Raw genomic sequence first — 26,143 nt, forward strand, 5'->3', positions numbered from 1 at the left:
CCTCCAGGGCAGAGGGGTTGAGATCGGTCAACAGCACAACGAGGTTGCCGCGGCGCGCACGTCGGGACAAGGTGGCCAGCATCGCCGCGGCATCGGATTCGACCAGCGCCGGCTGCAGCGGTGCCATCGCGTCGACCAACTGAGCGAACAGCCGGGTCCTCGACGCCCCGAACACCCCGGCCCGGGGCACCTGATCGTGGGCGAGCAGATCGACGTGATCGCCGGCGCGTAATGCCAACGCCGCCAGCAACAGTGCGGCATCCATCGACCAGTCCAGCCGCGGCCAGCCCGCGGGATCGCGGGCGGTGGGGTCCACCCCGATCCGGCCGGCAGCGGTCCGGCCGGTGTCGAGCACGATGACGACCCGCCGGTCACGCTCGGGCCGCCAGGTGCGCACCACCACCTCCGAGCGCCGGGCGGTGGCCCGCCAGTCGATCGAGCGCACGTCGTCGCCGGCAACGTACTCGCGCAGCGAGTCGAATTCGCTGCCCTGGCCGCGCACCAGCACCGGAAGATTCCCGTCGATCTCGCGGAGCCGGGCCAGCCGGGCCGGCAGATGCCGGCGCGATAAGAAGGGCGGAAGCACCCGCACCTGCCCCGGCACCTGCCGAGACCGCTGCCGCCCGGCCAGCCCCAGCGGCCCGATCGAGCGCACCGTGACCCGGGCGGCCTGCTGGTCGCCGCGGCGGGTCGGCCGTAGCTCGGTGACCACTCGGGAGAGCTGGCCGGCCGCCAGCTCCAGCGGATGCGAGCGCGGTGTGGCGCAGGCACTGGGCGACCAGGCGTCACGTAGCTGACCGCGGAATGGACTATCGCCGTTGACTATCCACAACGTGGTCGGGATCGTCTGGCCGAGCCTTACCGCGTTGTCCATGGACCGGTCGATATGCAGCGTGGCGGGATCTGTCGTCAACGCGACGTCGAGCAGCACTGCCGTGGTGAGACCGGCCAGCAGCATCGCGAAAGCGGCCGTCGGCCAAGGGGCCAACGCGATCGGCACGGCGCAAAGCAGTGCGATCAGCGCGGCACGACCGGTCAGAATCACCAGCGCGGCACCGGAACCGAGGCCAGGATGGCATCGAGAACGCCGTCGGCGGTGGTGCCTTCGAGTTCGGCCTCCGGGCGCAACATCACCCGGTGCCGCAACGTGGAGCGGGCCATCGCCTTGACGTCGTCGGGCGTCACGTAACTGCGCCCCGACAGCCAGGCCCACGACCGCGACGTGGCCAGCAAGGCGGTCGCGCCGCGGGGCGAGACACCCAATTGCAGGGCGGGTGAGTGCCGGGTCGCCGCCACCACGTCGACGATGTAACCCAGCACCTGGTCGGCCACCAGCACCTGACGTACCGCGGCGCGCCCGGCCGCCAGTTCCTGCGCCCCGGCCACCTGGGCCACCGCGGACAGGTCGTGCGGATCGAAGCCCTGCGCATGCCGAGCCAAGATGCCGATCTCGGCCTCGCGGACCGGCAGCGGCACCGTCAACTTGAGCAGGAATCGGTCGAGCTGGGCCTCCGGCAGCCGGTAGGTGCCCTCGTACTCGATGGGGTTGGCGGTGGCGGCGACGATAAACGGGTCGGGCAGCGGCTTGGCCACGCCGTCGACGCTGACCTGACCTTCCTCCATCGCCTCCAGCAGCGCCGCCTGGGTCTTGGGCGGCGTCCGGTTGATCTCGTCGGCCAGCAGCAGGTTGGTGAAAACCGGTCCGGGCCGGAACGCGAACTCCGCGGTGTGGCTGTCGTAGACCAGCGAGCCGGTGATATCCCCGGGCATCAGGTCGGGGGTGAACTGGACCCGTTTGAAGTCCAACCGCAACGCGGCGCTCAGGGTTCGGACCAGCAGTGTTTTCGCCACGCCCGGAACACCTTCGAGCAGCACATGGCCGCGGCACAACAGTGCGATCACCAGGCCGCTGACCACAGCGTCCTGGCCGACCACTACCTTGGCGACTTCGCTGCGCAACGCCAGCAATGCGTCGCGGGCTGCGGCAGCAGCCGGATTCTCTTCGGGAGTGTGCGTCACGAGAGGGTGACCTGCCTTTCGATGTCGTCGAGTGCGTGGGCCAGGGCGACCAGGGCATCGTCGGAATCCGGGAGCGGACCGAACAGTAAGTGCCACAACCCGTCCGGGTGTGCCGCGATGCGTGTCGACACTGCCGCGACCACCGCGGGCGGCTCCGGTTCCGGGCCCAATCCCAGCCGTGGAGCCAGTCGGCGCAGGGTCGCGGTGCGCAGGGCGGTGGCTGCCCGATCACGCGCCCGATGCGCGCGGTAGAGCCGGCCGAGTCCCTCCACGGTCTCCGATGCGCGGACGACGACGGGCAACTGTTCGGCGACCAGGGGGCCTAGCCGGCGGCCCTTCCAGACGGCGGCCAGGGCCAGTGCCACACACAGTTGCCAGAACAGCCATCGCAGGTTCTGCGGGATGAGGCCGGCGATCGCGGCTTTCCCCGACTTTGCTCCTTGAACGTGTTGGGGCGCATACCAGATCAGGCGATCTGAGGTGCCGGCAAGATTCATTGCCAGCGCGGCGTTGCCTTCCCGGGCCAGGTCGGCGTTGGTCATGAATGTGTCGCTGCCGATCACGGTGATGGTCCGCTTGCCGTCGCGATAGCGCACCAGGGCGCCGTCGTAGCAGCTGTCCAGCGAATAGCCTTTGTTTGCAACGTAGGTAGCAGTTGTGCGCAGGTCGACTGCTCCGGCCCGTTGCGTTTCACGCAGGCTGCAACCGGGTTGGTGGGTGTACGCCCGTGCGGGGCCGGACCGGATGCCGGGCGCGAGCGCCTTGCGGGCCAGCGCATCCGGTGCCACCAGCAGCAGGTCGCCGGGCAGATCGGCCAGCCGGTTCATCAGCTCACTGCCGGCGATGCGCGGGGTCTGAGCCACCAGAACCAACGTGTCGGGACGTGCTTGCCGTGCGACGTCCTCGACGGTTGCGGCCGCAATGACCTCGACCCCGCGGTGACGCAGCAGTGTCACCAGCGCGTGCGCGCCCTCGGGCCCGGTGGCATTGGGATCCATTCGGCCGCCCGGCCGCGGTGTGGTCAGGTAGGCGCCCACCGCCGAAACCGCCACGATCACGGCCAAGGCCGTCGCGACCCACAGCCATGTCCGTCGCCTGGTCGTCATCGGTGCTGCCGGGCCTGTGTTGTGGCCTGCACCCGCTCGTCGAGGTCTGTGACGATCCGATATCCCTCCGGGGTGGCGGGCAGCTCGCCGTAGTTGACGTCGTTGAAGGTTTCGGCGGCCCGGAACAGCTCACCGGTCAGGGCGGGCATCGCCGCACCGGCATCGCGGGCAAGTTCGGTGGCGGTACGGCCCGTGGCGGGACGCAGGACCCCGTTCTCCTCGAGTGCGCGAGCTACGGCCCGCAGGCGGTGCCGGATCGCTTCGACCCAGTCTCCCGCTGCGGCATGCTGTTGCGCGGCCGCGCGGTGTCCGGCGGCGCTGAGTTGTGTTGCGCCGTACAACGGATCGCCGCGGTGGCCGTCGTGCAACATGCTGCGGCTGACGTGGACGGCGGCCACCACGGCTGCCGCGAGGATGATCAGCAACACGCTGATGGTGAACCAGCCGCCGGGCAACTCGGCACCCTTGAGCACCAACCGGCGTACCAGCGTCTCGATGAAGTCCAGGAACTGCTGCTTGGGCGAGGGCCGCGGGTACATCGGTTTTGCCAGCTCGCGTTCGGCCGCCTCGCGGGCGGCTTCGCGGTCGACGTCGACGGTGGGCACCCGAGGATCCTTACCCCGGGGGCCGGGTCAGCCAGAGGTTGTCGGTCCACCCGCCGACGTACGGTCCGCCGGTGGCGCCGGTTCGCAACACCAGGTCGAAGGCCTCGCCCCGGATGCGGCGGTCGGTGTAGAGCAGTACCGACACCCCGGCGCTGAAGGGCAGCACGATGATCTCGCCGATCGTGGTGCCGATCCGGGAGAACAGGCTCAACTGCGCGCCGCCGGTCAGGGCGTCGCTGCCATGGGTGACGATCATCCCGAAGATATTGAAGGGAAACGCCACTGCGCTGCTGATCAGGGCGACGATCAATGCGGTCAGTGCCATGATGCCCAGCACTCGCCAGAAACTGTTGCGCACCAAGTAGAACGAGCGACGCATCGCCTCGAACACGGGTTGGCGCTCCAGCACGATCACGGTCGGCGCGAAGACGAGCACGGTGTAGCCGTAGGCCAATGCTGCGATCAGTGCCGGTACGAGCGGCACGGCGATCAACACCGCGGCGCCGGTGCCGCCCGCTCCGCCGGCAATGGCGATCAGGGCTGCCGCGAAGCCACACAGCACCGCCGCGGCCAGGCCGATCAGGGCGGTCAGGCCGATCAGTGGACCGAAGCGATCACGCACGATCGCCCAGGCTTCGGCGATGCTGATCGGGGATCCGAACACCGCGCGCCCGACCACCACGGTCAGCAGGCCGGTCAACACGATGGTGCCCAGGGCGGTCACGATGGCCGCGCCGACAGAACCGGTCAGCCATGCCGCCACGTCACCGCCGGAGAGCTCCGACGGCGATCTCCCCGGACCCGACGGGCCGAGCGCCGACAGCAGGCCGAACAGGGCGATCCCGCTGATGATCTGGGTGGCCACCACGACCACGGCGGTCAGCCCGAGCACGGTCTTGGGGTTGGCCCGGATGTAGCCGACGGCGCCGTTGTAGATGTCGGTGAGGCTCAGTGGGCGCAGCGGAATGATGCCGGGCTTGAGTTCAGGCTGCGGATAGCCCACCGGGGCGCCGTATCCCGGCGGCGGGCCATGGCCGGGCGGGGGACCGTAACCCGAGGGCGGAGGACCGTAACCCGAGGGCGGGGGACCGTAACCCGGCGGCGGTGCTCCGTAGCCGGGTGGGGGACCGTAACCCGGAGGCGGGGCACCGTAGCCCGGCGGCGGGGGTCCATAACCGGGCGGGGGGCCGTAGCCCGGAGGCGGCGGGCCATAGCCCGGTGGCGGGCCGTAGCCGGGAGGCGGAAAACCAGGTCCGGGGTAGCCGGGCGGAGGCGGATTCACCATGTGGCTGAGCGTAGCGTTATGGGGCATGGCGGAACTCAAATCCCAGTTGCGTACCGATCTGACGGCGGCGATGAAGGCGCAGGACAAGCTGCGCACGGCGACCCTGCGAATGTTGTTGGCTGCGATCCAGGCCGAAGAGGTCGCCGGCAAACAGGCCCGGGAACTGACCGACGAGGATGTCCTGAAGGTGCTGGCGCGCGAAGCCCGCAAGCGGGCGGAGTCCGCGACGATCTACACCCAGAACGGCCGGGGTGACCTCGCCGCCGAAGAGCACGCCGAGGCTCGGATCATCGCCGAGTACCTTCCCGCGCCGCTCAGCGACGCCGAACTGGCCGACGTCGTCGACACCGCGCTGGCGCAGGTCGCCGAGGCGATCGGGGAGCGTCCGCACATGAAGCACATGGGCCAGGTGATGAAGGCCGCCACCGCGATCGCCGCGGGTAAGGCCGATGGTTCGCGGTTGTCGGCCGCGGTCCGGGAACGGCTCTAGGAACCGGTTGCCGGCAACTGCCAGCCCGTCAGCGCGGCGATGAAGCCGTCGGGGTCGGTGACGCTGACATAGAGGCTGCGGACGGGTTTGTTGAACAGTCCGGCCGTCGGCGCTTTGCTGGGCTTGACGCCGTGGACCAGCTTTATCTGGACCATTCCGTGCCGGGATCCGTTGACCAGCCAGCCATTACAGGCCTGGTGCACGCCCCAGCCCCACATGCGTTCCGGGGCCGGACAGGCGGATTCGATGTTGTTCACCGCGATGTCCATGGCGAACGCCCATCCGCTGCGGATCTGCAGCAGCCCGTCGGCAACCCGGATGCTCGCCCGCCCGGGACCCAGGCCCAACACGGTGGCCAGCGGTCGATACCACCGGTCGTAGCGCATCGGGAAGTCCACGGGAGCCATTGTCTACGGCCGAGGCGGCCGGTGGACCCGATTGAGGAAACGACGGGCAAGGCCGGTCCAACCGGCGACAGGACTGCGGTCGGCGGGTGCTGAATGCTAGGGCACTCGTGCCCGCGCGAACTGGGCTGCGCCGCTGCCGGTGATGAGCCAGAGGGTGGCTAGTTGTGCGATGAAATCGTCGAGAGACAAGTCGACCTCCCCGTTGACGAAGTCCAGGATCGCGTCGGCCGTGCCACCGACGATGAACGCAGGCGCGACCTTGGCCAGCGGATCGACTTCGAGTTCGACGCCGTGCACCTTGCGTCCGTGGTCGATCAGAACTTCGGTGAGGCGGTGCATCACCAGCGTGCGGTGGGCGTCTAATTCCGGCGAGGCCGCGACGCCGCCCAGAAGGACTCGCGCACGGCGAGGATCATCGACAAGGGAGCGCACGGCAGCGGCGACCCCGGCAAGAGCTTGGGTTTCCAGCGACTCCGGTCCGACGGCTTCCGCAGCGGCGACGGTCGCAGCGCGGACGTCCTCGGCGATATCGTCCACCACCGCAGCGGACAGACCGTCCAGGTCCCTAAAGCTCTCATAAAAGTATCTTTTGTTCAGATTCGCTGCGGCACAAAGCTTATCGACTGTTGCGCTACGCCATTCATTGCGCGCCATGGCGTCCATAGCGGCTTCCAAGAGCCGTGTTCGCCGAAGTTGTCGACGCGTCTCAGCGGACTGCCCCCCATAGGCGCGCTGTGGTGTCTCGGGCACCACTAGATCGTCGCACCCGCTGACCGAACCCAGTTGATTGCCCGTTGACACCACCCGAGAAGTCTGGCACGGTCTCGTACCAGTTAATAGGCACGATTTCGTACCAGATAAACCGATCGGGAGGACTCATGACAACTTCGGCCCCTAATTCCCGCGCCGATAACCAAGCTCAGGAGCGGGCCAGCGCATCTGTGCTCAACGACCTTCGGGCTCTATCGCTCAGCGCGCCGGTTCTGGCGCGGCAACAGGGCTGGAGCTACCTGCAGGAACTCGGGAAGGTCGGTCGGCGTGACCAACTTGCGGCCCTGTTTGAGCGCGGACACGCTCCCGAGGAGATTCGGGGCGCGCTGGAAGGCCTGATCGTCGGGAACCTGTTCGGGATTCCCGAGGCGTACCTGGCCAACCCCTTGTTGAAGATCAACCCGACGTGGCGCGGTAAGACTTTCGACGCCGAGACCGGTTTCAACAGGCTTGCGCCACTGGCCAAGTACGCGATGCGCGTCATCGCGCCGCTCTACGGAGGGCTTCGTCGAGCCGGATCCGAGATGGTGGGTTTCGAATTCAATCATCGGATCGACACCGCCGCGATCGCGCCTTCCATCAAGGTTCGTGCTTTGGACTACAGTCCCGCCGAATACCGCAATCCCAGCGTGCGCACCTTCCCCATCAAACGGACCCGCGACGAAGTGGTTGAGCTCGTCCCGGGCCTGTATCTCGGACGCGCGCTGCTGACGATGCACAGCGGAGAGATTCGTCTTATCGCCTACTTCGGATTGCGGCAGTTCACCGAGGAAGGGCCGAATCGATGATCGAACTCGACGGTGCCGTGGTCTGTGTGACCGGGGGTGCCCGCGGCATCGGGCGAGCCACCGCGGCGGCTCTGCGGCGGCGGGGCGCCACGGTGTGGATCGGCGACCTGGACGCCGACGAAGCCGCCCGCACGGCTCACGAGCTCGGTGCCAAATCGACCCACTTGGACGTGACCGACGAGGCCAGTGTCGCGGCATTCCACCGTTCGGCTGCCGCGGACGGCCCGGTGGACATGCTGGTCAACAACGCGGGAATCCAACACATGGGCCGGTTTGTCGATCAGAAACTCTCCGCCTATCACCGGGAAATGGCCGTGAATCTGGGCGGGGTCATCAATGGCATGCACGAATTTCTGCCCGACATGGTGGCCCGCAACCACGGCCACATCGTGAACGTGTCGTCCATGGCGGCCAAGGTGACGACTCCGGGCATGTCGGTCTACTGTGCGACGAAGTATGCGGTGGCAGCGCTGTCGCGAGCCGTCCGTGCCGAGATCGCGGACACCCGAGTGACGATCACCACGATCATGCCCACCGCGGTCCATACCGAGCTGACAGCGGGAGTGAACCTGAGCCTGTTGCCCACTCGGCAGCCGGAGCAGATCGCGGCGGCAATCGTCGACAGCGCCCGCCGGCCCGGGCGAGAGGTGACGGTGCCCCGGTGGTTGTCGCCGTTCGGCCTTATCGAAGACATCACGCCCGAACCGCTCATGCAGAAAATGAAGCGGCTCGCCACGCGCAACGAGCCCCCCGGGCACTTCGACGAAGGCAAACGCCGAAGCTATCTGGACCGGATTGACGGATGACGGCGGCTCCGCGGTCCCCGACCCTCGTTCGGGAACCGCGGAGTCCCACCCGGGCCAAAACGGAAAAAGCCCCGAACCTAATGCAGGTTCAGAGCTATTCCGATGTCTTGCGACATCACACTGTCGGGGTGGCGGGATTCGAACCCACGACCTCTTCGTCCCGAACGAAGCACGCTACCAAGCTGCGCCACACCCCGTGTGAAGCCACGACAGCGTATCGCACCGCGCCGCCGGTCACCCAAACGCCTGGTTGCAGGCCCGGCAGGGACCGGCTACGTCCGGCTTCGCCGCGCGTGCCAGTCTCCGCGAAACCGATATCGAGGTCCAGCTCACTAGCCTCCCGGAGCATGAAACGCCCCACATTGCGGCGTGTGGAGCTCGCAAACATAGGCGGGCTTAGGCAGACTGACTAACAAGGTTTAGTGCAAAGGGAGTCAGATCATGACGCTGTTAGGCGGAGCGGTGTACGCCGGTTTCTTCGCTCTGGCTGCGGTGTGGCTTGCCGCCACCAACCCCGACGCAGCCGAAGAGCGGGCTCAGGCGAACGCGAACCGGCAGGACCTCTCGAACGCGGCCAAGACTGCGGCCGGACCTGTCGGGTCCAGCCCTTGCTGCGCCGGCCAGTCTTCGTCGTAATTCAGGTGCCGGCGGCGATCCGCTCGGCTTCGACGATCCGCCCAGTCAACGGGCCGACACGGAGGGCTCGGTCGAGCCGCGGGTGAGCTGCGAGTCGTCACCGCCGGTGGGCGCCGCCACCAGGGTCAGCAGGCTGGCTTCGGGGCGGCAGGCGAACCGCACCGGCGCGAACGGTGAGGTGCCGATCCCCGCTGAGACGTGCAGGCGCATGTGCGCACCCCACTGCGAGGGCCCCTTGACCCGGGAGCGATCCAGCCCGCAGTTGGTCACCAGTGCGCCGTAGAACGGCACGCACAGCTGGCCGCCGTGGGTGTGGCCGGCCATCACCAGCTGATAGCCGTCGGCGGCGAACCGGTCCAGCACGCGTGGCTCCGGCGAATGGGTCAGCCCCAGGCGCAGATCGGCGGTCAGGTCGGCCGGACCGGAGATGGTGTCATAGCGGTCCCGCTCGATGTGCGGGTCGTCGACGCCGGCTGCGGCAATCCGATGGCCGGCCACGTCGAATTCACGACGGTTGTGGGTCAGATCCAGCCAACCCCGCTCGGTGAAGGCCGCCCGCAGGTCCTGCCAGGGCAACGGGACGCCGTGGATGCGATGTGTCGGCTTGGTCAGGTACTTCGCCGGGTTCTTCAGCCGCGGACCGAAGTAGTCGTTGCTGCCGAACACGAACACGCCCGGCACCGACAGCAGGTCACCGAGGGCCTGCACCACCGCCGGGACCGCCTTCGGGTGGGCGAGATTGTCGCCGGTGTTGACCACCAGGTCGGGCTCCAGGCGCACCAGCTCCCGCAACCAGGCCTGCTTGCGGCGCTGCCCGGGGCGCATGTGGATGTCGCTGATATGCAGCACCCGCAGCGGTGAAGATCCGGGAGCCAGCACCGGCATCGTCGCCTCTCGCACCACGAACGCATTGCGTTCGATGAGCGCGCCGTAGCCGATAGCGAGAGCCGCCGGCCCGAGCGCCGCCGAAGCGGCGACCACGGACCGGGTCAGGGCAGGTGAAGGGGCCATGGCGTTCAGACTACTGCGCCCAGCGCGCGCTACCGCGGTTAAGGCGGCGGCGCGGGGGGCGGCAGCAGCGGAATGGTGATCGGCGGCAACCCGGGAATCTCCACCACCGTCGAACCCACCGGCCCGATCGGCGGCAGACCGTCCGGCGGCGGTGGCGGTGGCGGCGGGATGCCGTTGCTGACCTCGATGGTGACGATCGAGCCGGGAATGGTCTGACCGTTCGGTGAGGTGCCGACGACCGCCCCGGAACGGGCGCTGCTGTTGACCCAGTTCGGCTGGTCGGCGACCTGGAATCCGGATTCCTTGAGGCGCAGGCGCGCGGCATCCACTTCCAGGCCCACAACGCTGGGCACCCGGGAATTGGGGCCGCCGTCGACGTACCGCGGCTCGGTCGGCGGCATGATGACATCGCCGAAGTCGGTGGCGATCGGCTTCATCGCCGCGAACCAGGTGCGGGCCGGCTCGTTGCCGCCGTAGAGGTCCCCGTCCCCGCAGTGCCGCAGCGGGAAGGAACACAGATCCGACGGCGAGCTGGAATCGTCGAAGATGTAGTTGGCCGCAGCGTAGCGGTTGGTGAAGCCCAGAAAGCCCGACGAGCGGTGGGCCTCGGTGGTGCCGGTCTTGCCCGCCATCGGCAGATCCCAGCCCACCGAACCGGCGGCCGGTGCCGCGGTCCCGCCGCCCTGGATATCCTTGCTCAAGGCGTTGGCCAGCGTGTTCGCGAGCCCTTCGGGAACCACTCGCTCACAGGTCTCGGTGGTCACAGCCACCTCGTTGCCGTTGCGGTCGAAGACCTTGTCGATCGGGTTCGGCGGGCACCAGACCCCACCGGAGGCCAAGGTGGCGGCAACGTTGGACAACTCCAGCGCGTTGACCTCGATCGGGCCCAGGGTGAATGAGCCCAGGTTCTGGCGTTTGACGAAGTCGGCCAGGCTCTCGTTGCTGTCCGGGTCGTAGTCGCGGGCCGTGCCCGGGTCGGCGTAGGAACGCAGGCCCAGCTTGATCGCCATGTCCACCGTGCGGCCGACGCCGACCTGGGAGATCAGCTTCGCGAACGCGGTGTTGGGCGAGGTGGCCAGCGCGGTGGAGACGTTCATCGGCGACCGGTAAGGCGCGACGTTGACCACGCACCAGGTCTCTTTGGGGCAGCCCTTGGCGCCGCCGCTGCCCATGCCCTTGGTCTGGAACCGGCCGGGCACTTCGAGATCGGCGCTGATGCCCATGCCCATCTCGAGAGCCGCGGCCACGGTGAATGTCTTGAAGATCGACCCGGCGCCGTCGCCGACCAGTGAGAACGGTTGCGGCCGCATGGTCTCGCCGAGGTCGGCGTTGAGCCCGTAGGTGCGGTTGCTGGCCATGGCCAGCACCGGGTGTGCGTCACTGCCGGGCTTGATCACGCTCATCACGCTGGCGATGCCCTGCACGTTGGGGTTGGCGAAGTTGTCGATCGCCTGCTTGATCGGGGCCTGCACGTCTGGGTCCAGCGTGGTGTGGATGACGTAGCCGCCGCGGGCCACTTGCTCCTTGCTGATCCCCGCCCGCGTCAGGTACTCCTGCACGTAGTCGCAGAAGAAGGCCCGGTCGCCCGCCGCGATGCAGCCCCGGGGCAGCTCATTGGGCTGCGGCAGGATGCCCAGCGGCTCCTGCTTGGCCGCGCGCAGCGCGTCGGCCTCGCCGGGGATGTTTTCGATCATGGTGTCCAGCACCAGGTTCCGTCGTGCCAGTGCGCCCTCGGGATTGGTGTAGGGGTTCAGCGTGCTGGTCGACTGCACCATGCCGGCCAACAGGGCCGACTGCTGCCAGTTCAGGTCCACCGCATCCACGCCGAAGTAGGTCTGGGCCGCGTCTTGGACGCCGAACGAGTTGTTCCCGAACGACACCAGGTTGAGGTAGCGGGTCAGCAGCTGCGGCTTGGTGAAGGTCCGGTCCAGGGTGAGCGCCATCCGGATTTCCCGGAGCTTGCGCGCCGGGGTGGTCTCGATCGCAGCGCGCTTCTCGGCATCGGTCTGGGCCAGCACCAGCAGCTGGTAGTTCTTGATGTACTGCTGCTCCAGCGTCGAACCGCCGCGGGTGTCGACGTCCCCGGAGGCGTAGCCGGCCAGACCGGTCAGCGTGCCCTTCCAGTCCACCCCACTGTGTTCGGCGAACCGCTTGTCTTCGATGGAGACGATCGCCAGCTTCATCGTGTCGGCGATCTTGTCGCTGGGCACCTCGAACCGGCGCTGCGAGTACAACCACGCGATCGTGTTGCCCTTGGCGTCGACCATCGTCGACACCGCGGGCACATCACCGCTGACCAGCTGGGCCGATCCGTTGGCCACCACGTCGGAGGCGCGGTTGGACATCAGGCCGACACCGCCGGCGACGGGAAACAGCAGCGCCGCGAGCAAGACGGCGGCGAGCAGACAACACCCGGCCAGTTTGAGCACAGTAGGGCCGGTCGGGGGGCGCTCCGACATGGCTAACACACTAGCGGTGGTCGCAAGCGCGGCGGAGCCGGGCGAAGCGGGCCGTCGCCATCGGCCCGCCCCGCCGTCGGGGAACCCCGCACTGCTTCAATTGACGCACGTGTTAAAAAATGGCGGTCCGTGCCGGGTCGCGTCGCTGATCGCGGCTCAGATCATGATCGGACGGCACGGTCGTCCCAAAAATGTGCCGACCAACCTGTTGCGCAGACAGCACCTGACCACCTAACTTGGACATCAAGTGCGATTCAGGTAACACTGATGACACGATGTGGCGCAGATCGCAGTGTGTCGGTCGACGCCGATGTTGAATAGGTGGCTGCCGGCGGCGGCCGGGACGGAGGATCGTCAGTGTCTGTTGCAGGGACAGCGGTTCACAACACCAGCATGCCAATGGCTTCAGCATCCCAACCCCCCCGAACCGTCTTGCGCGGCGTGCAGGACGAGAGTCGAATCGCCTGGGTTTCCAAGGCCGTCTGCCGCGGTGCGGACCCCGATGAACTCTTCGTACGCGGTGCGGCGCAACGCAAAGCCGCAGTGATCTGTCGGCACTGCCCGGTCGTGCTCGAGTGTCTGGCCGACGCCCTCGACAACCGGGTCGAGTTCGGTGTCTGGGGCGGCATGACAGAGCGGCAACGCCGGGCGCTGCTCAAGCAGCACCCCGAAGTGACCTCCTGGCGCGAGTACTTCGTCGCGCAGCGTAAGCAGCGTGACGCCGGCTGATGCCCGGCTGAGCCTTCTTCGCGTCTTCTTCTACTTTTTCGCCGTCAGCTGATCGGCGATCGCGCCGAGCGCCTCCAGATCGGAGACGTCGAACGGCAATGACGGCACCCCCACGATGGGAACCCGCGGGTTGGCCCGGGTGAAACGCGAGAGCAGCCGGATCTCACGCTTTGCGGTAGCACCGCGTTCGGCGTGAATCTGTAGCGCCGCGGTGGTGAGTGCCTTCGCCCCGTCGGGCAGCGACGCACCGATCTGGGGCTCCTGCAGCGTCTCGATCGCGTCGATGGCGCGCTCGATCGGCAGGTCGCACAACATCGGATGGGTGCGGTTGAGAATCAGCCCCGCCAGCGGCATGTGCTCTTGGGAGAGCCGGTCGACGAAGAACGACGCCTCGCGCAACGCGTCGGGTTCGGCTGCCGACACCACCACGAACTGGGTGCCGCGGCGTTTGAGCAGGTCATAGGTGCGGTCGGCCTTCTCCCGGAAACCGCCGAAAGTGGCATCGAGGGACTGCACGAAATTCGCTGCATCGGAAAGCATTTGCGAACCCAGCACCGTCGAAAGGGCCTTCATCGCCAGGCCGAGCGCGCCGGCGACCAGCTTGCCGATGCCCCGCCCCGGGCCCAGCAGCAACTTCCACAGCCGGCTGTCCATGAAGCTGCCCAGCCGTTTCGGCGCGTCCAGGAAGTCCAAGGCGTTGCGCGACGGCGGGGTGTCCACGACCACCAGATCCCAGCGGTCCTCGGCGAGCAGCTGGCCGAGCTTCTCCATCGCCATGTACTCCTGCGTGCCGGAGAGCGAGGTCGCTACCGTTTGGTAGAACTGGTTGCCCAGGATCGCCTCGGCCCGCTCCGGGCCGGAGTACTGCGTCACCATCTCGTCGAAGGTGCGGCGCATGTCGAGCATCATCGCGTGCAGCTCACCTGGCACCTCCGCGGGCAGTGGCACCCGCTGTGGGTGGTTGCCCAAGTCGTCGATGCCCAGCGCCTGTGCCAGCCGACGGGCGGGGTCGATGGTCAGCACCACCACGGTGCGGCCGTATTCGGCGGCCCGCAGCGCCATCGACGCCGCGGTGGTGGTCTTGCCCACACCGCCGGCGCCGCAGCACACCACCACCCGATTGGCGGTATCGGCCAGGATCGCCGCCAAGTCCAGTGCCAGCGGTTTGCCGGTCGTATCGGGTGTCATCGAACCCCCTGTTGGCCGAGAATTTCGGAAAGTTCATAGAGGCTGCCGAGGTCGACCCCGTCGGCGATCGTCGGCAGGTGCAGCCGCGGCACATCCAACTGCTGCAGCTGATCGGCCGTTTCCGTCCGGGCACTGATGCGAGTGGCGTGCTGGATGGTTTCGGTCAGCAGACCGGCGAAGTTCTCGTCGGACAGCGTGATCCCCGCCGCGGCCAGCCCGCTTCGGACCGCGTCCGCGTCGACGACACCTTCGGCCGCCTTCGCCAGGTCGGCGGGATCCAGATGAACGGCGATGTCGCGGTTGACGATCACGCTGCCGATCGGCAGGTCCAGCTCGCGCAGCTCGTCGATGGCCTCCAGGGTCTCCTGCATCGGCAGGGCCTCCAGCAGCGTCACCAGATGGATCGCGGTCTGGTCGGAGTGCAGCAGCTTCACCACGCCGTCGGCCTGCGAGTGCACCGGGCCGCCCTTGGCCAGCTGCGACACCGCCTTGGTGACGTCGAGGAACCGCGCGATCCGCCCGGTCGGCGGCGCATCCACCACAATCGCGTCGTAGACCGGCTTGTTGTTCTTGTCGGTCTGGATCACGTGGTACTTGATCTTGCCGGTGAGGATGACGTCTCGCAGACCGGGCGCGATGGTGGTGGCGAACTCGACCGCCCCGACGCGCCGCATCGCCCGCCCGGCGATCCCCAGGTTGTAGAACAAGTCGAGGTATTCCAGGAACGCGGCCTCGATGTCCATCGCCAGCGCATCGACCTGCCCGCCGCCCTCGGCGGTCGCGACCTTGAGCGGGGCGATGGGCAGCGGAGGCACATCGAAGATTTGCGCAATGCCTTGGCGTTCTTCGACTTCCACTAGAAGGACTCGGCGTCCGCCGGCCGCGAGCGATAGCGCGAGCGCGGCCGCCACCGTCGTCTTGCCGGTACCGCCCTTGCCGGTCACGAAATGCAGCCGGGCCTTCGTCAATCGCGAAGGCCAGCCGAGAAGCGGCTCGCTGCTGGATGTGGCTGTCACTACTGCATGCTAACCAAGTGCTTGAGCGTCCTAGCGATAAGCTCGCTGCCATGAGTCAACGCACGGTCTGGGAGTACGCCACCGTCCCCTTGATCACGCACGCCACCAAGCAGATCCTCGACCAATGGGGAGAAGACGGCTGGGAGCTGGTCTCGGTGCTGCCCGGGCCCTCCGGTGAGCAGCTCATCGCCTTCCTGAAACGCCCGCGATGAGCTGGCGGGCACGGCTGACCGAACTCGGGATCGAGCTGCCCGACGTGGTGGCGCCGCTGGCGGCCTACGTGCCAGCGGTGCGCACCGGCAACGTCGTCTACACCTCGGGTCAGTTGCCGATGCAGGCCGGCGAATTGCCGCGCACCGGCAAGGTGGGCGCGCAGGTCAGCCCGGAGCAGGGCCACGCGCTGGCCCGGATCTGCGCGCTCAACGCGCTGGCCGCGGTGGATGCCCTGGTTGGCCTCGATGCCGTGGCCCGGGTGGTCAAGGTGGTCGGGTTCGTCGCGTCGGCGCCGAACTTCAACGGGCAGCCCGGCGTGGTCAACGGGGCCTCCGAACTGTTGGGTGAGGTGTTCGGCGATTGCGGCCAGCACGCCCGCTCCGCGGTCGGGGTGGCCGAGTTGCCGCTGGATGCGCCGGTGGAGGTCGAACTGATCGTCGAACTGAAGGCCGCGGCGGAGTAGCCAGGCGGTGTCGGCCAGTCATCCCGCGTACGGTCGGCTGCGGCCGGTCACCGAGACCGCGTCGGTGCTGCTGGCCGACAACCCCGGGCTGATGACCCTGGACGGCACCAACACCTGGGTGCTGCGTGGCCGCGGCAGCGACGAGGTGGTGATCGTCGACCCGGGGCCCGACGACGACGAGCACCTCGGCCGGCTGGCCGAGGTCGGCCGGATCGCCCTGGTGCTGATCAGCCACCGGCACTTCGATCACACCGACGGCATCGACAAGCTGGTGGACGCCGTCGGGGCACCGGTGTACTCCGCGGGTAGCGGATTCCAGCGGCGGCTCGGCGGCGGGCTGATCGACGGTCAGGTGATCGACGCCGCAGGCCTGCGTATCACCGTGTTCGCCACTCCGGGCCACACCGCTGACTCGCTGTCGTTCGTGCTCGACGACGCCGTCTTGACCGCCGACACCGTGCTGGGTCGCGGCACCACCGTCATCGACTCCGAGGACGGCGACCTGACGCGCTACCTGGATTCGCTGCGGCGCCTGCGCGGGCTGGGCGGACGCATGGTGCTGCCCGGGCACGGACCGGAGCTGCCGAACATCGAAGCGGTGGCCGACGGCTATCTGGCTCACCGCGAACAACGGCTCGACCAGGTGCGCTCCGCGCTGGCCGCGTTGGGTGAGGACGCCACGGCCCGCCAAGTCGTCGAATACGTCTACACCGACGTCGACGAAGAGCTGTGGGGCGCCGCCGAATGGTCGGTGCAGGCCCAGCTGAACTACCTGCGGGGCTGACTCTCGCGAGCCTGGGGCTGCCTCCCGCTCGCGAGCCTGTAGTTAGCGCGGCGGCTACTCGTACTTTTCCGCGCTAACTACAGGCTCGGCGAGGGGCTTTGGTCTAGCGAGGGGCTTTGGCCGAGTGACTACCGCGCTCGGCGGGCCAGCCGCTCGGAGTCGGAGATCAGCACGCTTTTGCCCTCGAGCCGGATCCAGCCGCGGTGGGCGAAGTCGGCCAGCGCCTTGTTCACCGTCTCGCGCGAGGCCCCGACCAGCTGGGCGATCTCTTCCTGCGTCAGGTCGTGGGTGACCCGCAGGGCCCCACCTTCCTGGGTGCCGAACCGTTGCGCCAGTTGCAGCAGCTGCTTGGCGACCCGACCGGGCACGTCGGTGAAGATCAGGTCGGCCAGGTTGTTGTTGGTGCGGCGCAGCCGGCGGGCCAACACCCGCAGCAGCTGCTCGGCGATCTCGGGCCGATCAGAGATCCACGACCGCAGGGCGTCACGGTCCATCGAGACCGCGCGCACTTCGGTGATGGTGGTCGCGCTCGAGGTCCGGGGACCCGGGTCGAAGATCGACAACTCACCGAACATGTCCGAGGGGCCCATGATGGTCAGGAGGTTCTCCCGGCCGTCGGGCGACCGTCGGCCGATCTTCACTTTCCCGGAGACGATGATGTACAGCCTGTCGCCGGGCTCTCCCTCGGCGAACACGGTGTGTCCACGCGGAAAATCCACGGGCTGAAGCTGCTTGGTCAGCGCGGCTACGGCGCTGGGCTCAACTCCTTGGAAGATTCCGGCCCTCGCCAGGATCTCGTCCACGATGCCCCTTAGATGTTTTTGATGAAGGTTTTAAAGCGGTAAGCGCGGGCCGCTACCCGGCCAGCCACCTGAGTCTAGAGCCAGGCGTCAAGCGAGGTTACAACGCTACGCACGATTGGCATGCCGATTCGGAGGAAACCGGGGATTCGCCTTCTGTTCCCGGCTCAGCCCGGTTTCGATGCGTTCCAGCCCGACCGCCGACAGCATCAGCAGCGTCGGGATCGCGGTGATCAGCAACCAGGACACAAGTCGTCAGTAAACATGGGCAAGGTCTCGTTGGGGTCACAGATTAGTACCCTGTCGGAGGTGACAGTGGACAAAGCCTCGCGCCCGGCGCGGACCGAAACCCGGACCGGACTGGTCCGGCGGGCACGTCGGATGAATCGGACTCTGGCCCAGGCCTTTCCCGACGCCCACTGCGAGTTGGACTTCACCACGCCCCTGGAGTTGGCCGTCGCCACCGTGCTGTCGGCGCAATGCACCGACGTGCGGGTGAACCTGACGACGCCGGTGTTGTTCGCCCGCTATCCCACCGCGCTGGCCTACGCCCAGGCCGATCGCGCGGAGCTGGAGGAGCTGATTCGGCCCACCGGCTTCTACCGCAACAAGGCGGCTTCGCTGATCAACCTTGGCCAGGCCCTGGTGGAACGCTTCGACGGCGAACTGCCCGACACCATGGACGAGCTGGTGCGCCTGCCCGGGGTGGGCCGCAAGACCGCCAACGTGATCCTCGGCAACGCGTTCGGGGTGCCGGGCATCACGGTCGACACCCACTTCGGCCGCCTGGTGCGACGCTGGGCCTGGACCAGCGAGGAAGACCCGGTCAAAGTCGAGCACGCGGTCGGGGAGCTCATCGAACGCAAGGAATGGACCTTGCTCAGCCACCGGGTGATCTTCCACGGCCGGCGGGTCTGTCACTCCCGCAAGCCGGCCTGCGGGGTGTGCGTGCTGGCCAAGGACTGCCCGTCATTCGGCATCGGGCCTACCTCCCCGATGGAGGCTGCTGCGCTGGTCAAGGGCCCCGAGACCGAGCATCTGCTGGCCCTGGCCGGGTTGTAGCGGATCCCTGGATCAGATTGCGACGATGAGCCGACCGAGCGGATGGACGTTGACCGGCCTAGCCGTATTGGTGGTGGTGGCCGCACTGCTCGCCGGGCTGGTGACCGAACTGCGCCGCGAACCGGCCGCCACGGAACCGGGCCGCAGCGGGTCCGCGGCCGGCGCTGCAGCGGACCTGGCCGCGCTGCGCCAGCGCGCCGACCTGCCGCCCTGCCAGGCGGGCCCGGGCGACAGCGGGCCGAGCGCCCTGCGCGGGGTCACCGTCGAGTGCGCAGCTGACGGTTCGCCCGTCGACGTGGCGGCGATGTTCGCCGGCCGGAAGGTGGTGCTCAATCTGTGGGCGTACTGGTGTGGGCCGTGCCGAGATGAGCTGCGGGCGTTCGCCGAATACCAGCGCCGGGCCGGGCCGACCGTGACAGTGGTGACGGTGCATCAAGACGACAACCAAGCCGCCGGATTGGCCCTGCTGGCCGAGCTGGGCGTGCGGCTGCCCACCCTGCAAGACGGCCGACGGCAGCTGGCGGCGGCGTTACGGGTGCCCAATGTGATGCCCGCGACGGTGGTGCTGGCCGCGGACGGTAGCGTTGCCCGCATCCTGCCGCAGCCCTTCGCCAATGCCGAAGAGATCGCCGCCGCCGTCGAGAACAGCGGCCGCTGATGTGGGGTTATCAGGATCCGGCACGCAAGGGAGGCGCGGTGAGCGCTGGCGAGTCCCAGGCCTGTGCCCCGTCGTGGTTGCGCCCGCTCGTCGACAACGTCGAGAAGTTGCCGACGGCATACCTGCACCGGCTGCCCGCCGATGTCCGCGCGACGATCATGGCGGCCAACGCCAAGGCCAGCGTCACCGGACGCCGGCGCGAGGCGGCCGTACTGGTGCTGTTCTCCGGCCCGCCTGGCGGCCCGCCGGAAGCGATATCGGAAGCCGCTGACCTGCTGGTCACGGTGCGCGCCTCGACGCTGCGTCATCACGCCGGCCAGGCCGCATTTCCGGGCGGAGCGGTCGATCCCGACGACGACGGGCCGATTGCCACCGCGTTGCGGGAGGCCAACGAGGAGACCGGGATCGACCCGGTCCGGGTGCACCCGTTGGTCACGCTGGACAAGGTCTTCATCGCCCCCTCGGGGTTCCACGTGGTGCCGGTTTTGGCCTACTCCGAGGATCCCGGACCGGTGACTGCGGTGGACCCGGGCGAGACCGCGATCGTGGCCCGCGTTCCAGTCCGGGCATTCATCAACCCCGAGAACCGGTTGATGGTTTACCGTGATGCGCGCAGTCGGCGTTGGGCTATGCCGGCTTTCCGGCTCAACCAGATGCTGGTCTGGGGATTCACCGCCCAGGTGATCTCGGCGATGCTGGATGTGGCCGGTTGGGCACAGCCCTGGGACACCAGCGAGGTACTCGGGTTGAACGAGGCCATGGCTTTGGTTGGAGAAGAACCTGGTGGAACGGGGATGACAGGGATATGACGTCGTCGCAGTGGCTGGACATCGCCGTGCTGGCGATCGCCTTCGTTGCCGCAGTGTCTGGCTGGCGTTCCGGCGCGCTGGGCTCCCTGCTGTCCTTCGTCGGTGTTGCGTTGGGGGCGATGGCCGGGGTGCTGCTGGCCCCGCACCTGATCGAGAGCGTCTCCGGTGCGCGGCTGAAACTGTTCGCCGCGCTGTTTCTGATCTTGGCCATGGTGGTCATCGGCGAGGTCGCCGGAGTCGTGCTGGGCCGGGCGGTGCGCGGAGCGATCCGCAACCCCGGTGTCCGCGGCGTCGACTCCATCGTCGGGGTGGTGCTGCAGCTCGGGGTGGTGCTGATCGCGGCCTGGCTGCTGGCCACCCCACTGACCGCATCCGATCAGCCGAGCCTGGCCGCCGCCGTCAATGATTCGCGAGTGTTGCGTCAGGTCGACGACGTCGCGCCGCAGTGGCTTAAGAACGTGCCTCGCCGGCTCTCGGCGGTGCTCGACGATTCCGGGCTGCCGGCCGTGCTGGAGCCCTTCAATCACGCCCCGATCGCCGCGGTGGATGCCCCCGACCCGGAACTGGCCGCCAGTCCGGTGGTGGAAGCCACTGCGCCGAGCGTGCTGCGGATCCGCGGTGTGGCGCCCAACTGCCAGAAAGTCTTGGAAGGCACCGGATTCGTCATCTCGCCCAATCGGGTGATGACGAACGCGCACGTGGTGGCCGGCTCGGACAGCGTCACCGTGGAGAGCGGCACCAAATCGTATGACGCCACGGTGATCTCCTTCGACCCCAAGGAAGACATCTCCATCCTGGCGGTGCCCGATCTGCCGTTGCCGCCGTTGCCGTTCGCCCCGTCGCCAGCGCAGGCCGACACCGATGCACTGGTCCTGGGCTACCCCGGCGGCGGGGTCTTCGAGGCCACCCCGGCCCGTATCCGCGACGTCATCAACCTTGAGGGCCCCGACATCTATCGCAACACCACCGTCACCCGCCGGGTTTACACCATCAGAGGCACTGTGCAGCAAGGTAATTCCGGTGGCCCCATGATCGACATGGACGGGCGGGTGATCGGCGTGGTGTTCGGTGCGGCGGTCGACGACGCTGACACCGGTTTCGTGATGACCGCTGAAGAGGTGGCGGGTCAGCTCGCCCGCATCGGCGACACCCAGCCGGTCTCGACGCAGACCTGCGTCGGGGGAGAGTGAGTTAGTCTCTGCCGCTCAAGAATTGCCTCAGGTGGTCGTTGACCACCTCGGGTGACTCTTCGTGAGCGAAATGCCCTGCGCCGGGCACCGACACATACTTCCCGTGCGGCGCGTACCGCCGGGTCTTGTCGACCGGGTCGGCCAGCACGTAGGGGTCGTCCTCGCCGCGTAGGTGCAGCAGCGGAATGTTCAGCGTGCGCAGGTCCAACGCCTTCATGAACCGCCGGCCTTCAGCGCGGAGCTGACTGCGCACCGCCCAGCGCTGGTACTCCAGCGCGCAATGGGCCGCCGACGGAATCTGTACCGCGGTGCGCAGGTGACTGATGGTCTCGGCGAAATCCGCACTCGCCTGCCAGTTCGCCCCGGCTCTACTGCGCACCAAGCGCTCTAGCCCGGCTCCCTCGCGGCGGGTCAAGGAGCGTTCCGGCCAGAACGGCACCTGGTACCGCAGCAACCACGGCAACAGCGCCCGGCCCTGATCGGCGTGGGTCAGCGCCGAGTTGCGCAGCGCCGCCGGATGCGGCGAGCTGATGACGGCGATGTCGCGCACCAAGCGGGGGTGCAGCAGCGCGGTCGCCCAGCACACCAGGCCTCCGTCGGCGTGGCCGACCAGGGTGGCCGAGGAGTGTCCCAGGGCCCGGATCAGCCCGGCGGTGTCGCCGGCAAGCGTCCAGCCGTCGTAGCCGCGGGGAGGCTTGTCGCTGCCACCGTAGCCACGCAGATCGACGGCGACGACCCGCGCATCGCTCAGCCCGCGCAGCTGATGACGCCAGGTCCACCAGAACGAGCCGAAACCGTGCAGCAGCATCACCAGCGGCCGCGACGTCGGCGGGGCGTCAGCGGCGCTGGCCGCGTCTTTGCCGACCGTTGTCGCCTCGACGACATGGAACCGAATGCCGTTGGCGTGGATGTCCCAGTGTCGCCACGGCCCGTCGATGCGGGTGATCGACGGATCCGGTGGCGGCACTACCAGCCCGAGGGATCGGTGGTCGGCCTGCCGGGCGAGCCCGCCGGTGACGCCGACGAGCCGTGCAGGCGGTCCGGATCGGGGCGCAGCGCCTCCGCGGTCTCACGCACCGATTCGATCGTTTGGCGCGGCCCGCGGATCCGGCGCACCCGCAGGAAGCCGAGCAGCGCCAGGGCCACGGTCACCACCAGCATGATCCCGAACACGATCAGGTAGGCGGCCCAGTCCTGTAGCCACATGTTGAGTAGCTCGGCGACGAAGAAGAAGAAAAAGAAGGTGGAGTAGAACAACACCACCAGGGCCGCGATGAAGAACACGCTGCCGGTCAGGCCCTTCTTGACGTCCCGAGTGATCTCGGCGCGGGCCAGTTCGACCTCCGCACGTACCAGTGTCGACATCTGCGCCGTGGCATCCTTGACGAGGTCGCCCAGGGACGGGTCGGCGGGCAGCGCATGCGGGTCGGCCAATGGGATGGTCGCCAAGGTGTTGGGCACGCCGTTGCGGTCCGCCCTGGCTGCGGCGCGTGATGCATTCCTGCGATCGCCCTTGCTCACTGGCTGTCCTCCCGTTCGCCGTCGTCGCGGCTTAATGTTGCCATGCGGTAGCTGACCCGACGAGTGACCCCGGAAAAGCTGCAGCAGATCCCGGGGCCCATGGCGGCGGCCCGCGCGTCCGGCTCCGTCGTTCTTGCGATTCCCATTAGGCTGTTCTCTACCACCGGGGGTGGAGTTGATCGACGGGAGAACCGCAGTGCAGATCGCACACCGCTGGTTGCTGCGCGCCGCGCCGGCGTTGTTGGCGTGGGTGACCCTTGCCGCCCTGGCCACGGTGGTCGCGCCGGCCGGCCCGGTGGCCGCCGACGACAAGGTGGTGATGGGCGGTGGCGCCGGGATCGTGGTCGACGAGGACACCCTGTGCACGCTGACCTCGATCGGCCACGACAAGACCGGTGCGCTGATCGGTTTCACCTCCGCACACTGCGGTGGCCCGGGCGCCCTGGTGGCCGCGGAGGGCTCAGAAGGCAACGGCACGATCGGCCAGATGGTGGCCGGCAACGACGGCCTGGACTACGCGGTGATCGAGTTCGACCCGAACAAGGTGACGCCGGTGTCCAACTTCGGCGGCTTCGTGATCAGCGGGATCGGGCCGGACCCCAGCGTCGGTCAGATCGCCTGCAAGCAGGGCCGCACCACCGGCAACTCCTGCGGCATGACCTGGGGACCGGGCCAGGACCCGGGCACCATCGTGATGCAGGTCTGCGGACGGCCCGGCGATTCCGGCGGTCCGGTGGTGGTGAACAACATGCTGGTAGGCATGATCCACGGGGCGTTCAGCGACGCGCTGCCGACCTGCGTGATCAAGTACATCCCGTTGCACACGCCCGCCGTCGTGGTCTCGATCAACGCGGTGCTGGGCGACATCAACGCCAACGACCGGCCGGGCGCGGGCTTCGTCCCGATCGGCTAGGCCTGGACTGTGGCTGTCAAGCCCTAGTCGGCTGCCCGGATCGCGTCGAACACGCTGGGGTCCACCAGGGTTGAGGTGTCGCCGAGTTCGCGCCCGTCGGCGATATCGCGCAGCAGCCGCCGCATGATCTTGCCGCTGCGGGTCTTGGGCAGCTCCGGCACGATATGGACGTTGCGGGGCTTGGCGATCGGCGAAATCTCCACCGTGACGCGCTCGCGCAGTTCGTCGACGATCGTGCCGCCGCTGTGGCTGTGCGATGCCGCCAGCACCACGAACGCGCAGATCCGTTGGCCGGTCTGCTCATCGATGGCGCCGACGACGGCGGCCTCGGCCACCGCCTCGTGGCCGACCAGAGCGGACTCCACCTCGGCGGTGGAGATGCGGTGCCCCGACACGTTCATCACGTCGTCTATCCGGCCCAGCACCCAGATGTCGCCGTCGGCGTCGTAGCGGGCGCCGTCACCGGCGAAGTACCAGCCCTGCTCGGCAAAGCGCGACCAGTAGGTCTCGATGAAACGCTCCGAGTCGCCCCAGATTCCGCGGGTCATCGACGGCCATGGCTGGTCGATGACCAGGTAGCCCGACACCGGTTCCCCGGCAGCATTATCCGGAGACAACAGATCGCCGTGATCGTCGACGATACGAGCGGAGATCCCGGGCAGTGGAGTCATCGCGGCACCCGGCTTGGCCGCGGCCACACCGGGCAGCGGGGTGATCATGGCCGCGCCGGTCTCGGTCTGCCACCAGGTGTCCACCACCGGGAGCGCGTCCGCGCCGATCACCCGCCGATACCAGCGCCAGGCCTCCGGGTTGATCGGTTCGCCGACCGAACCCAACAGTCGCAGACTGGACAGGTCGTGAGCGTCGGGGATCTCGCGGCCCCACTTCATGAACGTGCGGATCAAGGTGGGTGCCGTGTAATAGATGGTGACACCGTATTTTTCGATGATCTGGAAATGCCGGTGCTGGTCCGGGAAATCCGGGGTGCCCTCGTAGATCACCTCGGTGGCGCCGTTGGCCAGCGGCCCATACACCGCGTAGGTGTGGCCGGTGACCCACCCGATGTCGGCAGTGCACCAGAAGACGTCGGAGGCGGCCTTGAGGTCGAAGACGTAGTAGTGGGTGTAGGCCGCCTGGGTCAGATAACCGCCACTGGTGTGCACGATGCCCTTCGGCTTGCCCGTGGTACCCGACGTGTACAGCAGAAACAGCGGCTGCTCGGCCTCGAACGCCTCCGGGGTGTGCTGCGGTGCGGCAGGATCCACCACGTCGTGCCACCACAGGTCGCGGTCGGGGTTCCACGACACCTCGCCACCGGTGCGGCGCACCACCAGCACGTGCTCGACACTCGCGGCCTCGGCTACCGCTTCGTCGACCGCGGGCTTGAGCGGTGCGGGCTGGCCGCGGCGGAACTGCCCGTCGGAGGTGATGACCACCTTCGCCTCGGCATCGTCGATCCGGGAACGCAGCGCGTGCGCGGAGAAACCGGCGAACACCACGGTGTGCAGAACGCCCAACCGCGCGCACGCCAACATCGCGATGACCGCCTCCGGGATCATCGGCAGATAGATCGCCACCCGGTCACCGGCGACCAGGCCGAGCCCGGTCAGCGCGTTCGCGGCCCGGGAGACCTCGGCGAGCAGGTCGGCGTAGGTGATGGTGCGGGTGTCGCCGTCGGGCTCGCCCTCCCAGTGGATCGCCACCCGGTCGCCGTGGCCGGCTTCGACGTGGCGATCCACGCAGTTGTAGGCGACGTTGAGCGTGCCGTCGGCAAACCAGCGCGCGAACGGAGCGTCCGCGTAGTCGAGCACCTCGGTGAAGGGCGTCGCCCAACTGAGCCGGTTTGCCTGCTCGGCCCAGAACGCGAGTCGATCCGCTTCGGCTGCGCGGTACAGGTCGGGACCTGCGTTGGCTTGGGCGGCGAACGCAGCGGAGGGTGGGTACGACGGCGCCGAAGCGGCAGGGGTTGCGGTCACGGTCACCGAGCCTAATCACCGCGGCGGTAGTGTCACAGCCCGTGACCACTGCGCAGGATCCGCTGGCCCCACTAGTTGAGCTGCCCGGTGTCTCTGAGGCCAGTGAACAGGTACGCGACGAGCTGGCTCGGGTGCATCGCCACAAGACCAACATGCGGGGCTGGCCGGTCAGCGCCGCGGAGGCCTCGCTGCGGGCGGCGCGGGCGTCGTCGGTGCTCGACGGAGGTCCCGCGGCCGTGGACGCCGCCTCGACCGCTGACCCGGTGTTCGCCGGCGCTCTGAGGGTGGCCCAGGCTCTGGAAGGCGGGGAGACCTCTCTGGTCGAGGTGTGGCGTCGTGCGCCACTGCAGGCCTTGGCCCGGCTGCACGTGTTGGCTGCCGCGGACCTCGTCGACGAGGAGCGCCTCGGCCGGCCCGAAGGCCTGTCTCTTATACACA

At 68.1% G+C, this 26,143-nt stretch carries 29 protein-coding genes, 1 tRNA gene and 1 pseudogene; 14 read left to right on the forward strand and 17 right to left on the reverse strand.

Going from position 1 to position 26,143, the window contains the following annotated elements:
• The 5 genes from LI94_RS10130 to LI94_RS10150 all read right to left on the reverse strand — a co-directional run.
• Positions 1 to 1,045, reverse strand: a 1,045-nt coding sequence (locus LI94_RS10130) for a DUF58 domain-containing protein (protein ID WP_046301102.1), incomplete at its 3' end; no start/stop codon positions are given.
• A complete protein-coding gene (locus LI94_RS10135) occupies positions 1,042 to 2,019 on the reverse strand; it encodes a MoxR family ATPase (RefSeq protein WP_024441766.1) in 978 nt (325 codons plus the stop codon). The genes LI94_RS10135 and LI94_RS10130, both read right to left, overlap by 4 nt.
• Positions 2,016 to 3,125, reverse strand: coding sequence for a DUF4350 domain-containing protein (locus tag LI94_RS10140; RefSeq protein WP_046301103.1), 1,110 nt, complete (start codon positions 3,123 to 3,125; stop codon positions 2,016 to 2,018). Before LI94_RS10140 ends, LI94_RS10135 begins: the two co-directional genes overlap by 4 nt.
• Positions 3,122 to 3,730, reverse strand: a complete 609-nt coding sequence (locus LI94_RS10145) for a DUF4129 domain-containing protein (RefSeq protein ID WP_046301104.1) — start codon at positions 3,728 to 3,730, stop codon at positions 3,122 to 3,124. The genes LI94_RS10140 and LI94_RS10145 overlap by 4 nt, the downstream gene beginning before the upstream one ends.
• A 10-nt stretch (positions 3,731 to 3,740) precedes the next feature.
• Positions 3,741 to 4,733 (reverse strand): hypothetical protein, encoded by a 993-nt coding sequence (locus LI94_RS10150; RefSeq protein ID WP_231384080.1) that lies wholly within the window; start codon positions 4,731 to 4,733, stop codon positions 3,741 to 3,743.
• A 307-nt stretch (positions 4,734 to 5,040) separates the two neighbouring features.
• Between LI94_RS10150 and LI94_RS10155 the strand changes: the two genes are divergently transcribed.
• Complete coding sequence (locus tag LI94_RS10155) at positions 5,041 to 5,505, forward strand: GatB/YqeY domain-containing protein (protein ID WP_024441762.1); 465 nt, start codon at positions 5,041 to 5,043, stop codon at positions 5,503 to 5,505.
• Here the strand turns inward: LI94_RS10155 and LI94_RS10160 are convergent.
• Both LI94_RS10160 and LI94_RS10165 read right to left on the reverse strand, forming a co-directional pair.
• Positions 5,502 to 5,903 carry a hypothetical protein gene (locus tag LI94_RS10160; RefSeq protein WP_024441761.1) on the reverse strand — a complete coding sequence of 134 codons (402 nt, stop codon included), beginning with the start codon at positions 5,901 to 5,903 and terminating at the stop codon, positions 5,502 to 5,504. The two genes, LI94_RS10155 and LI94_RS10160, sit on opposite strands and share 4 nt — an antisense overlap.
• 105 nt (positions 5,904 to 6,008) lie before the next feature.
• On the reverse strand, positions 6,009 to 6,575 hold the full coding sequence (locus LI94_RS10165) for a TetR/AcrR family transcriptional regulator (protein ID WP_231384063.1): 567 nt from the start codon (positions 6,573 to 6,575) through the stop codon (positions 6,009 to 6,011).
• A 215-nt stretch (positions 6,576 to 6,790) separates the two neighbouring features.
• Here LI94_RS10165 and LI94_RS10170 point away from each other — a divergent pair, with 215 nt between their 5' ends.
• Positions 6,791 to 7,471 (forward strand): hypothetical protein, encoded by a 681-nt coding sequence (locus LI94_RS10170; protein ID WP_024441759.1) that lies wholly within the window; start codon positions 6,791 to 6,793, stop codon positions 7,469 to 7,471.
• Entirely contained in the window at positions 7,468 to 8,277 is an 810-nt protein-coding gene (locus LI94_RS10175; protein ID WP_024441758.1) for an SDR family NAD(P)-dependent oxidoreductase, read from the forward strand. Before LI94_RS10170 ends, LI94_RS10175 begins: the two co-directional genes overlap by 4 nt.
• A 123-nt stretch (positions 8,278 to 8,400) precedes the next feature.
• On the opposite strand, the gene LI94_RS10180 is transcribed toward LI94_RS10175, so the two are convergent.
• Positions 8,401 to 8,474, reverse strand: a tRNA-Pro gene (locus LI94_RS10180).
• 244 nt (positions 8,475 to 8,718) lie between these two features.
• On the opposite strand from LI94_RS10180, the gene LI94_RS23755 reads away from it, so the two are divergent.
• The gene (locus LI94_RS23755) at positions 8,719 to 8,913 is read left to right on the forward strand and encodes a hypothetical protein (protein WP_024441757.1); all 195 of its coding nucleotides are present in this window, start codon (positions 8,719 to 8,721) and stop codon (positions 8,911 to 8,913) included.
• A gap of 45 nt (positions 8,914 to 8,958) precedes the next feature.
• Here LI94_RS23755 and LI94_RS10190 read toward each other — a convergent pair whose 3' ends face one another.
• A complete protein-coding gene (locus LI94_RS10190) occupies positions 8,959 to 9,924 on the reverse strand; it encodes a metallophosphoesterase (protein WP_024441756.1) in 966 nt (321 codons plus the stop codon).
• A 38-nt stretch (positions 9,925 to 9,962) separates the two neighbouring features.
• Positions 9,963 to 12,383, reverse strand: a complete 2,421-nt coding sequence (gene ponA2, locus LI94_RS10195; RefSeq protein WP_046301106.1) for a transglycosylase/D,D-transpeptidase PonA2 — start codon at positions 12,381 to 12,383, stop codon at positions 9,963 to 9,965.
• Positions 12,384 to 12,776: 393 nt separating this feature from the next.
• Between ponA2 and LI94_RS10200 the strand changes: the two genes are divergently transcribed.
• Positions 12,777 to 13,112, forward strand: coding sequence for a WhiB family transcriptional regulator (locus LI94_RS10200; RefSeq protein ID WP_046301107.1), 336 nt, complete (start codon positions 12,777 to 12,779; stop codon positions 13,110 to 13,112).
• A gap of 30 nt (positions 13,113 to 13,142) precedes the next feature.
• Here LI94_RS10200 and LI94_RS10205 read toward each other — a convergent pair whose 3' ends face one another.
• Both LI94_RS10205 and LI94_RS10210 read right to left on the reverse strand, forming a co-directional pair.
• A complete protein-coding gene (locus LI94_RS10205) occupies positions 13,143 to 14,300 on the reverse strand; it encodes an ArsA family ATPase (protein WP_024441753.1) in 1,158 nt (385 codons plus the stop codon).
• The gene (locus tag LI94_RS10210) at positions 14,297 to 15,316 is read right to left on the reverse strand and encodes an ArsA-related P-loop ATPase (RefSeq protein WP_036457575.1); all 1,020 of its coding nucleotides are present in this window, start codon (positions 15,314 to 15,316) and stop codon (positions 14,297 to 14,299) included. The genes LI94_RS10205 and LI94_RS10210 overlap by 4 nt, the downstream gene beginning before the upstream one ends.
• Positions 15,317 to 15,366: 50 nt before the next feature.
• On the opposite strand from LI94_RS10210, the gene LI94_RS23110 reads away from it, so the two are divergent.
• Genes LI94_RS23110 through LI94_RS10220 form a run of 3 tightly spaced genes read left to right on the forward strand, consistent with a single transcriptional unit; the run spans position 15,367 to position 16,776 of the window.
• Positions 15,367 to 15,528 carry a DUF4177 domain-containing protein gene (locus LI94_RS23110; protein WP_105295166.1) on the forward strand — a complete coding sequence of 54 codons (162 nt, stop codon included), beginning with the start codon at positions 15,367 to 15,369 and terminating at the stop codon, positions 15,526 to 15,528.
• Complete coding sequence (locus LI94_RS10215) at positions 15,525 to 15,992, forward strand: RidA family protein (protein ID WP_046301108.1); 468 nt, start codon at positions 15,525 to 15,527, stop codon at positions 15,990 to 15,992. Before LI94_RS23110 ends, LI94_RS10215 begins: the two co-directional genes overlap by 4 nt.
• Before the next feature lie 7 nt (positions 15,993 to 15,999).
• A complete protein-coding gene (locus LI94_RS10220; protein ID WP_024441750.1) occupies positions 16,000 to 16,776 on the forward strand; it encodes an MBL fold metallo-hydrolase in 777 nt (258 codons plus the stop codon).
• Between the two features lie 128 nt (positions 16,777 to 16,904).
• On the opposite strand, the gene crp is transcribed toward LI94_RS10220, so the two are convergent.
• Positions 16,905 to 17,579, reverse strand: a complete 675-nt coding sequence (gene crp, locus LI94_RS10225) for a cAMP-activated global transcriptional regulator CRP (protein ID WP_013830875.1) — start codon at positions 17,577 to 17,579, stop codon at positions 16,905 to 16,907.
• 105 nt (positions 17,580 to 17,684) lie between these two features.
• Complete coding sequence (locus tag LI94_RS23760) at positions 17,685 to 17,825, reverse strand: hypothetical protein (protein ID WP_164517919.1); 141 nt, start codon at positions 17,823 to 17,825, stop codon at positions 17,685 to 17,687.
• A 132-nt stretch (positions 17,826 to 17,957) separates the two neighbouring features.
• Between LI94_RS23760 and nth the strand changes: the two genes are divergently transcribed.
• From nth to marP, 4 genes are read left to right on the forward strand one after another with little or no spacing between them, the layout of a single operon-like run.
• The gene (gene nth, locus LI94_RS10230) at positions 17,958 to 18,638 is read left to right on the forward strand and encodes an endonuclease III (protein WP_125078767.1); all 681 of its coding nucleotides are present in this window, start codon (positions 17,958 to 17,960) and stop codon (positions 18,636 to 18,638) included.
• A gap of 25 nt (positions 18,639 to 18,663) precedes the next feature.
• Entirely contained in the window at positions 18,664 to 19,296 is a 633-nt protein-coding gene (locus LI94_RS10235) for a TlpA disulfide reductase family protein (protein WP_024441748.1), read from the forward strand.
• A 38-nt stretch (positions 19,297 to 19,334) separates the two neighbouring features.
• On the forward strand, positions 19,335 to 20,105 hold the full coding sequence (locus LI94_RS10240; protein WP_046301113.1) for a CoA pyrophosphatase: 771 nt from the start codon (positions 19,335 to 19,337) through the stop codon (positions 20,103 to 20,105).
• Positions 20,102 to 21,295 (forward strand): acid resistance serine protease MarP, encoded by a 1,194-nt coding sequence (gene marP / locus LI94_RS10245; RefSeq protein ID WP_046301109.1) that lies wholly within the window; start codon positions 20,102 to 20,104, stop codon positions 21,293 to 21,295. Before LI94_RS10240 ends, marP begins: the two co-directional genes overlap by 4 nt.
• 1 nt (position 21,296) lies before the next feature.
• Here marP and LI94_RS10250 read toward each other — a convergent pair whose 3' ends face one another.
• Positions 21,297 to 22,262: an alpha/beta hydrolase gene (locus LI94_RS10250; RefSeq protein ID WP_046301110.1), complete on the reverse strand. Its 966-nt coding sequence runs from the start codon at positions 22,260 to 22,262 to the stop codon at positions 21,297 to 21,299.
• Positions 22,262 to 22,816, reverse strand: a complete 555-nt coding sequence (locus LI94_RS10255; RefSeq protein WP_046301111.1) for a phage holin family protein — start codon at positions 22,814 to 22,816, stop codon at positions 22,262 to 22,264. The genes LI94_RS10250 and LI94_RS10255 overlap by 1 nt, the downstream gene beginning before the upstream one ends.
• Before the next feature lie 238 nt (positions 22,817 to 23,054).
• Between LI94_RS10255 and LI94_RS10260 the strand changes: the two genes are divergently transcribed.
• Entirely contained in the window at positions 23,055 to 23,729 is a 675-nt protein-coding gene (locus tag LI94_RS10260; protein ID WP_036457589.1) for a peptidase, read from the forward strand.
• A gap of 23 nt (positions 23,730 to 23,752) precedes the next feature.
• On the opposite strand, the gene acs is transcribed toward LI94_RS10260, so the two are convergent.
• Positions 23,753 to 25,705 (reverse strand): acetate--CoA ligase, encoded by a 1,953-nt coding sequence (acs, locus tag LI94_RS10265; protein ID WP_046301115.1) that lies wholly within the window; start codon positions 25,703 to 25,705, stop codon positions 23,753 to 23,755.
• 41 nt (positions 25,706 to 25,746) lie between these two features.
• Between acs and LI94_RS10270 the strand changes: the two are divergent.
• Positions 25,747 to 26,143 (forward strand): annotated as a pseudogene (locus LI94_RS10270) (oxidoreductase); the annotation flags it as partial.

Origin of the sequence: Mycobacterium sp. UM_Kg27 (genome assembly GCF_000972905.1) — a bacterium.
GTDB lineage: Bacteria > Actinomycetota > Actinomycetes > Mycobacteriales > Mycobacteriaceae > Mycobacterium.

Excerpts from the sequence above, each read along its gene's own strand:
- LI94_RS10140 (WP_046301103.1), bottom strand. The coding sequence starts at position 3,125 with ATGACGACCAGGCGACGGACATGGCTGTGGGTCGCGACGGCCTTGGCC.
- LI94_RS10155 (WP_024441762.1), top strand. The coding sequence starts at position 5,041 with ATGGCGGAACTCAAATCCCAGTTGCGTACCGATCTGACGGCGGCGATG.
- LI94_RS10165 (WP_231384063.1), bottom strand. The coding sequence starts at position 6,575 with ATGGACGCCATGGCGCGCAATGAATGGCGTAGCGCAACAGTCGATAAG.
- LI94_RS10170 (WP_024441759.1), top strand. The coding sequence starts at position 6,791 with ATGACAACTTCGGCCCCTAATTCCCGCGCCGATAACCAAGCTCAGGAG.
- LI94_RS10175 (WP_024441758.1), top strand. The coding sequence starts at position 7,468 with ATGATCGAACTCGACGGTGCCGTGGTCTGTGTGACCGGGGGTGCCCGC.
- LI94_RS23755 (WP_024441757.1), top strand. The coding sequence starts at position 8,719 with ATGACGCTGTTAGGCGGAGCGGTGTACGCCGGTTTCTTCGCTCTGGCT.
- LI94_RS10190 (WP_024441756.1), bottom strand. The coding sequence starts at position 9,924 with ATGGCCCCTTCACCTGCCCTGACCCGGTCCGTGGTCGCCGCTTCGGCG.
- ponA2 (WP_046301106.1), bottom strand. The coding sequence starts at position 12,383 with ATGTCGGAGCGCCCCCCGACCGGCCCTACTGTGCTCAAACTGGCCGGG.
- LI94_RS10200 (WP_046301107.1), top strand. The coding sequence starts at position 12,777 with ATGCCAATGGCTTCAGCATCCCAACCCCCCCGAACCGTCTTGCGCGGC.
- LI94_RS10205 (WP_024441753.1), bottom strand. The coding sequence starts at position 14,300 with ATGACACCCGATACGACCGGCAAACCGCTGGCACTGGACTTGGCGGCG.
- LI94_RS23110 (WP_105295166.1), top strand. The coding sequence starts at position 15,367 with ATGAGTCAACGCACGGTCTGGGAGTACGCCACCGTCCCCTTGATCACG.
- LI94_RS10215 (WP_046301108.1), top strand. The coding sequence starts at position 15,525 with ATGAGCTGGCGGGCACGGCTGACCGAACTCGGGATCGAGCTGCCCGAC.
- nth (WP_125078767.1), top strand. The coding sequence starts at position 17,958 with ATGAATCGGACTCTGGCCCAGGCCTTTCCCGACGCCCACTGCGAGTTG.
- LI94_RS10235 (WP_024441748.1), top strand. The coding sequence starts at position 18,664 with ATGAGCCGACCGAGCGGATGGACGTTGACCGGCCTAGCCGTATTGGTG.
- marP (WP_046301109.1), top strand. The coding sequence starts at position 20,102 with ATGACGTCGTCGCAGTGGCTGGACATCGCCGTGCTGGCGATCGCCTTC.